The sequence below is a fragment of the Streptomyces sp. NPDC059455 genome, assembly GCF_042750115.1.
Taxonomy (GTDB): Bacteria; Actinomycetota; Actinomycetes; order Streptomycetales; family Streptomycetaceae; genus Streptomyces; species Streptomyces endocoffeicus.
In genome coordinates, this window is record NZ_JBHYVB010000050.1 from 1 (window position 1) to 6,891 (window position 6,891).

Annotated in this window: 4 protein-coding genes; all 4 read left to right on the forward strand. The window is 73.3% G+C overall.

Features of this window, described 5'->3' with window-relative positions:
* The first annotated feature begins 128 nt into the window (after positions 1-128).
* Entirely contained in the window at positions 129-4,289 is a 4,161-nt protein-coding gene (locus tag ACFXB5_RS19610; RefSeq protein ID WP_385209368.1) for a ribonuclease E/G, read from the forward strand.
* Between the two features lie 241 nt (positions 4,290-4,530).
* On the forward strand, positions 4,531-4,851 hold the full coding sequence (rplU, locus tag ACFXB5_RS19615) for a 50S ribosomal protein L21 (RefSeq protein WP_385209371.1): 321 nt from the start codon (positions 4,531-4,533) through the stop codon (positions 4,849-4,851).
* A 14-nt stretch (positions 4,852-4,865) separates the two neighbouring features.
* Positions 4,866-5,123, forward strand: a complete 258-nt coding sequence (gene rpmA / locus ACFXB5_RS19620; RefSeq protein ID WP_020871349.1) for a 50S ribosomal protein L27 — start codon at positions 4,866-4,868, stop codon at positions 5,121-5,123.
* Positions 5,124-5,264: 141 nt separating this feature from the next.
* Positions 5,265-6,698, forward strand: coding sequence for a GTPase ObgE (gene obgE, locus ACFXB5_RS19625; RefSeq protein ID WP_385209374.1), 1,434 nt, complete (start codon positions 5,265-5,267; stop codon positions 6,696-6,698).
* The last annotated feature ends 193 nt before the right edge of the window (positions 6,699-6,891 follow it).

The window sequence follows — 6,891 nt, forward strand, 5'->3', positions numbered from 1 at the left end:
TCGCGGGGTGGTTGTCGTCTGGTGCGGTGGGGCGCGCGCGCCCGGGCGGGGGGCACCCGCCCATGGGGGGGGGGGGGCCGGCCGGAACCAGGCGCGGCGCCCGGGAGCGTGACGGGAGAAACGCCCGCATGCTCGAACCTATTGAGCCGACCCAACCTGTCCAGCCCCTGGGGTCATCCGCGCCGAGTGCCGCGGTGCCCGGGGGATCCATCGAGAACACGCCCAGCGACACGCTGCCGCCGCGCCGCCGCCGCGCGGCCTCCCGCCCGGCCGGTCCGCCGCCCGGCGCGGTGAGCGAGGCCGAGGTCACCACGCCCTCGGTACCGGCCATAGCCGCTGAGCAGACCGGTGCCGTCGTCGCCGAGGCCGCTTCCGAGCCCGTCGCCGCCGGTGCCGCCATGGCCACCGCGAGTGGTTCCGTATCCGGGTCCGACACCGAATCCGCCGCTCCGCCCGCCCGTACGCGGCGCCGGGTCGCCCGCAAGGCGACCGCCCCGGCGGGTTCGCCGGAGGCCGCGGAGACCGTGGTCCCGGCCGACGCCGGGCATGGCGGCGAGGAGACCGAAGCCGCCGCCGAGCCGGTCGCGGAGCCCGTGGTGGAGGCGGCCGCCGAGGCCGCTCCGCCCGCCCGTACGCGTCGCCGTGCCACCCGTAAGGTGACCGCTCCGGCCGGTGCCCCCGCGGAGTCGGAGGTCGTGTCGCCGAACGAGCCGGAGGCGGCGGAGGAGCCCGAAGAGACCGAGGAGTCCGAGGCGGCCGCGGAGGCCGAGACCGTGCCTTCCGCCCCCGCCCGTACGCGCCGTCGTGCGACCCGTAAGGTCACCGCCCCCGAGGGCGCGCCGCAGGCGGAGGCCGCCGACGCGGACGCGTCGTCTGCGGCGGCCGCTGGTGGCAGTGGTGACGAGGCCACGGCCCCAGCCGCAGTCGCAGCCGATGCCCCGGACGACGAGGCCCCGCGTGCCCGTACGCGTCGCCGTGCGGCCCGTAAGGTGACCGCCTCCGAGGGCGCGCCGCAGTCGGAGGCCGCGGAGGTCGTACCGCCGGAGGAGCCGGCGGACACCGAGGAGTCCGAGGCGGCCGCCGAGGCCGAGACCGTGCCCCCGGCCCCCGCCCGTACCCGTCGCCGTGCGACCCGTAAGGCCACCGCCCCCGCCGGAGCGCCCGCGGAGGCCGAGGCCGCCGAGGAGCCCGCCGCCGAGCAGCGCGGCGAGAGTGCCGAGGAGACCGCCGGTACGCGGGCCGAGGACGAGGCCCCGCGCGCCCGCACCCGCCGCCGTGCCACCCGGAGCACCGCACCCGCCGCCGAGGAGCCGAGCGGCGCTCAGGAGCCGCAGGCCGCCGAGGGCGAGGCCCCGGCCGCCGAGGCCGCGTCCGAGCCGGAGCCCGCGCCCCGTTCGCGGCGCCGTGCGGCCCGCCCGCCGACGGCCGTGTTCCAGGCGCCCGTCTTCACCGAGCCGGTCTTCCAGACGCCGGAGAGCGCCGCCGCCGAGGCCGCCGCCGCGCTGGAGGAGCCCGAGGAGGAGGACGAGGAGCAGCCGACGGCCGAGGCCGTCGAGCCCGAGGCGCCCGCCGGCCGCCGTCGGCGCCGCCGCCGGGGTGCCGCGCCCGCCGAGGAGCAGCCGGAGGCCGAGGAGCCCGAGGCCGCCGAGGAGAGCGAGACAGAGGCCGAGGCCGAGGCCGGTCAGCCCGAGGGCGAGTCCGGCGAGGACGAGTCGGGCGACCGTCCGGCCCGTCGCCGCCGCCGTGGCGGACGGCGTCGCCGCCGGGGCGAGACCGTCGAGGGCGAGGGCGCCGAGGGGCGTTCCGAGACCGGTGAGCGGTACGAGGACGAGTCGGCCGCCGAGGGCGAGGACGCCGAGGAGCAGGGCGAGGGCCGGGACGAGTCGGGCTCCGAGGCCGGTGAGTCCGGTGGCTCCAGCAGCAGCCGTCGTCGCCGCCGTCGCCGTCGCCGCAGCGGTGACGGTGCCGAGGCCGAGGCGACCGGTGACGACCCGGAGCGCACGGTCGTCAAGGTCCGCGAGCCCCGCGAGCCCCGCGAGCGGCGCGGCAAGGAAGCCGAGTCCGGTGCCGACGAGGTGCAGTCGATCAAGGGGTCGACGCGTCTGGAGGCCAAGAAGCAGCGCCGTCGCGAGGGCCGTGAGCAGGGCCGTCGCCGTGTGCCGATCATCACCGAGGCCGAGTTCCTGGCCCGCCGCGAGGCGGTCGAGCGGGTCATGGTCGTCCGGCAGAACGGCGATCGCACCCAGATCGGGGTGCTGGAGGACAACGTGCTCGTCGAGCACTTCGTCAACAAGGAGCAGGCCACCAGCTACGTCGGCAACGTCTACCTGGGCAAGGTCCAGAACGTGCTGCCGTCCATGGAGGCCGCCTTCGTCGACATCGGCAAGGGCCGCAACGCCGTGCTGTACGCGGGCGAGGTGAACTTCGAGGCGCTGGGGCTCTCCAACGGGCCGCGCCGCATCGAGACCGCCCTGAAGTCCGGCCAGTCCGTGCTGGTGCAGGTCACCAAGGACCCGATCGGCCACAAGGGCGCCCGGCTGACCAGCCAGGTCTCCCTGCCCGGCCGCTACCTGGTGTACGTGCCCGAGGGCTCCATGACGGGCATCAGCCGCAAGCTGCCCGACACCGAGCGGGCCCGGCTGAAGCAGATTCTCAAGAAGATCGTCCCCGAGGACGCGGGCGTGATCGTCCGCACCGCCGCCGAGGGGGCGAGCGAGGACGAGCTGTCCCGCGATGTCGCCCGGCTGCAGGCGCAGTGGGAGGAGATCAAGAAGAAGGCGAAGAGCGGTAGCGCCCCGTCGCTGCTCTACGGCGAGCCCGACATGACCGTCCGGGTCGTCCGCGACATCTTCAACGAGGACTTCTCCAAGGTCATCGTCAGCGGTGACGACGCCTGGGAGACCATCCACGGCTATGTCTCGCACGTGGCGCCCGACCTCGCCGACCGGCTCCAGAAGTGGACCTCGGACGTCGACGTCTTCGCCACCTACCGGATCGACGAGCAGCTGATGAAGGCGCTGGACCGCAAGGTGTGGCTGCCCAGCGGCGGCTCGCTGGTGATCGACCGGACCGAGGCGATGGTCGTCATCGACGTCAACACCGGCAAGTTCACCGGCCAGGGCGGCAATCTCGAGGAGACGGTCACCAGGAACAACCTGGAGGCGGCCGAGGAGATCGTGCGCCAGCTGCGGCTGCGCGACCTCGGCGGCATCATCGTGATCGACTTCATCGACATGGTGCTGGAGTCCAACCGCGATCTGGTGCTGCGCCGGCTGCTGGAGTGCCTGGGCCGGGACCGTACGAAGCACCAGGTGGCGGAGGTCACCTCGCTCGGCCTGGTCCAGATGACCCGTAAGCGGGTCGGCCAGGGGCTGCTGGAGTCCTTCTCCGAGTCCTGTGTGCACTGCAACGGCCGTGGCGTGATCGTCCACATGGACCAGGCGTCGGCCGCCGGCGGTGGCGGCAAGCGTAAGAAGAAGAAGTCCGCGGCCGGTGCTCAGCAGCAGGAGCGGGCCGCCGCTGCGGCCGAGGCCGAAGCCGAGGCGGAGTCCGAGGACGTCACCGAGGCGGCGGCCGAGATCGCGGCGGAGGCCACCCAGCCCAAGCCGCTGCCCGAGCCGGTCTTCGCGGCCGACGAGGAGCTGTACAGCAGCGCCGCGGAGGCCGAGGCCGCCGCGACCCGTGGGCGTACGCGCCGCCGTGCCACCCGTAAGGTGTCCGCCCCGGCGGGCGCCCCGAAGGCCGCCAAGGAGCCCGAGGGCGTGGTGGTCGTCGTGGCCGACGAGCCGAGGGAGGCGGTCCGGGCGGAGCCCGAGGCGGCCACCGAGGCCCCCGCCGCCGCTCCCGCCGAGGAGCCGACCCCGCTCGAGGGCGTTCCCGCGCCGCGTACCCGCCGCCGTGCGACCCGTAAGGTGAGCGCCCCCGCGGGCTCGCCGACGGGCTCCGAGGAGGCGGCCGTGGTGGTCGTGAGCGGGTCTTCCGCGGAGCCGGAGCCGGAGCCGGAGTCCGGGTCGGAGTCCGAGCCGGAGGCGGCGCCCGAGAGCGCGTCCGCCGAGGGTGAGGCCGAGGCCGCGGCACCGGCGAAGAAGACCGCCCGTAAGGCCGCCAAGAAGGCTCCCGCCAAGAAGGCGACGGCCAAGAAGACCGCCGAGAAGAAGACGGCGGCGAAGAAGACGGCCGCCAAGAAGACCACGGCCAAGAAGACGACCGCCAAGAAGACGGCGACGAAGAAGACCGCGGCGGCGGAGCAGCAGACTCCGCAGTCGGTCTCGGCCGCCGCCGACGACTGACCCGGCCGCCCGGCCGACCGGGAGGGCACACTGTCACGTGACAGTGTGCCCTTCGGGCTCTGGTAGCCTTGACCCTCGGCGTCTGTACGCCAAACCCCTGAGCACATCCCTTCCGCTTCGCCGGAAGAGGCCGTTCGGCCGATGGTGAATCGCATGATCACTCGGTTGTCACGACCCCCGTGGGCCGTGTTGGGCGGCTGGCATCAGAGGTCCCGTTTTCTAGCGAGAGAGTGAGAACCGCGTGTACGCAATCGTGCGCACCGGCGGCCGCCAGCAGAAGGTAGCCGTGGGCGATGTCATCGAGGTCGACCGTCTGGCCAGCAACAAGGTCGGCGACACCGTCGAGCTTTCCACTCTGCTCGTTGTCGACGGCGAGGCCGTCACCAGCGACCCGTGGGTCCTGGCCGGTGTGAAGGTTCGCGCCGAGGTCGTCGACCACCACAAGGGTGACAAGATCGACATCCTGAAGTACAAGAACAAGACCGGTTACCGGAAGCGGATCGGCCACCGTCAGCTGCACACCGCGCTGAAGATCACCGGCATCGACTCGGCTGCGAAGTAAGGGACTGAGAAGAGATGGCACACAAGAAGGGCGCATCGTCCACTCGGAACGGTCGCGACTCCAACGCTCAGCGGCTCGGCGTCAAGCGCTTCGGCGGCCAGGTCGTCAACGCGGGTGAGATCCTGGTCCGCCAGCGCGGCACGCACTTCCACCCGGGCACGGGTGTCGGCCGCGGCGGCGATGACACGCTGTTCGCGCTGGCCGCCGGTGCGGTGCAGTTCGGCACCAGCCGTGGCCGCAAGGTCGTGAACATCGTTCCGGTCGCTGAGTAATCAGCCCGGGCGATATCGCACAGCCTTTTCCGAGGGCGGACCGCTCTTCCCGTGACGGGAAGCGGGTCCGCCCTCGGCGCGTTACGAGCGTGAGGCACATCAGAACATCCCCGAACCCGTATGTAACTGGAGGCACCCGTCATGACCACCTTCGTGGACCGCGTCGAACTGCATGTCGCCGCGGGTAACGGAGGCCACGGCTGCGCCTCCGTGCACCGCGAGAAGTTCAAGCCGCTCGGGGGACCGGACGGCGGCAACGGCGGCCGGGGCGGCGATGTGATCCTGGTCGTGGACCAGTCCGTCACCACCCTGCTCGACTACCACCACAGCCCGCACCGCAAGGCCACCAACGGCAAGCCCGGTGAGGGCGGCAACCGCTCCGGCAAGGACGGCACCGACCTGGTCCTGCCGGTCCCGGACGGCACCGTCGTCCTCGACAAGCAGGGCAACGTCCTGGCCGATCTGATCGGGCAGGGCACCACCTACATCGCCGCCCAGGGCGGCCGCGGCGGCCTCGGCAACGCCGCGCTCGCCTCGGCCCGCCGCAAGGCCCCCGGCTTCGCGCTGCTGGGCGAGCCGGGGCACTCCGGGGACGTCATCCTGGAGCTCAAGACCGTCGCGGACGTGGCCCTCGTCGGCTACCCGAGCGCCGGCAAGTCCTCGCTGATCTCGGTGCTCTCGGCGGCCAAGCCGAAGATCGCCGACTATCCGTTCACCACGCTGGTGCCCAACCTCGGTGTGGTCACGGCCGGTTCGACCGTCTACACCATCGCCGACGTCCCCGGCCTGATCCCCGGCGCCAGCCAGGGCAAGGGCCTCGGCCTGGAGTTCCTGCGCCATGTCGAGCGCTGCTCGGTGCTGGTGCACGTGCTGGACACCGCGGCGCTGGAGTCCGAACGCGATCCGCTGACCGACCTCGATGTCATCGAGGCGGAGCTGGCCCAGTACGGCGGTCTGGACGACCGGCCGCGGGTCGTCGTGCTCAACAAGGTCGACATCCCCGACGGCAAGGACCTCGCCGACATCATCCGGCCTGATCTGGAGGCCCGCGGCTACCAGGTCCTCGAGGCCTCGGCGGTCGCCCATCTCGGCCTCAAGGAGCTGTCCTTCGCCCTGGGGAAGATCGTCGCGGAGGCGCGGGAGGCGAAGCCGAAGGAGGAGGCGACCCGGATCGTCATCCGGCCGAAGGCCGTGGACGACGCGGGCTTCAGGGTCGTCGCCGAGGAGGGCTTCTACCGCGTGCTGGGAGAGAAGCCGGAACGCTGGGTCCGCCAGACCGACTTCGCCAACGACGAGGCCGTGGGCTACCTGGCCGACCGCCTGGCGCGCCTCGGCGTCGAGGAGGAGCTGATGAAGGCGGGCGCCCACTCGGGTGACGAGGTCGTCATCGGCCCCGAGGACGACGCGGTCGTCTTCGACTGGGAGCCGAGCCTCGCGACCGGAGCGGAGATGCTGGGCCGCCGTGGCGAGGACCACCGCTTCGACGCCCCGCGCCCGGCCGCGCAGCGGCGGCGCGACCGGGATACCGAGCGGGACGAGGCGGACGAGGAGTTCGACACGTTCAAGCCGTTCTGAGCGCCGCACGGCCGTAGCGGGCGCCTGGGGGCGGTGTGTGTCTGCTCCGGGGCCCCGCGCGGGCTCTGAGCGGGCTTCTCGGCGCCGTACGGCAGGTGGCGTGTGGGGTGTTGGGGGGGGGGGGGGGGCTGGGCCCGCGCGGGAGGGGGGGTGGGGCGGCGCGCGGGGGGGGGGCGCGGGGGGTTGGACGGGC

Coding starts and splice junctions, on each gene's coding strand:
- rpmA (WP_020871349.1), top strand. CDS start 4,866: ATGGCACACAAGAAGGGCGCATCGTCCACTCGGAACGGTCGCGACTCC.
- ACFXB5_RS19610 (WP_385209368.1), top strand. CDS start 129: ATGCTCGAACCTATTGAGCCGACCCAACCTGTCCAGCCCCTGGGGTCA.
- obgE (WP_385209374.1), top strand. CDS start 5,265: ATGACCACCTTCGTGGACCGCGTCGAACTGCATGTCGCCGCGGGTAAC.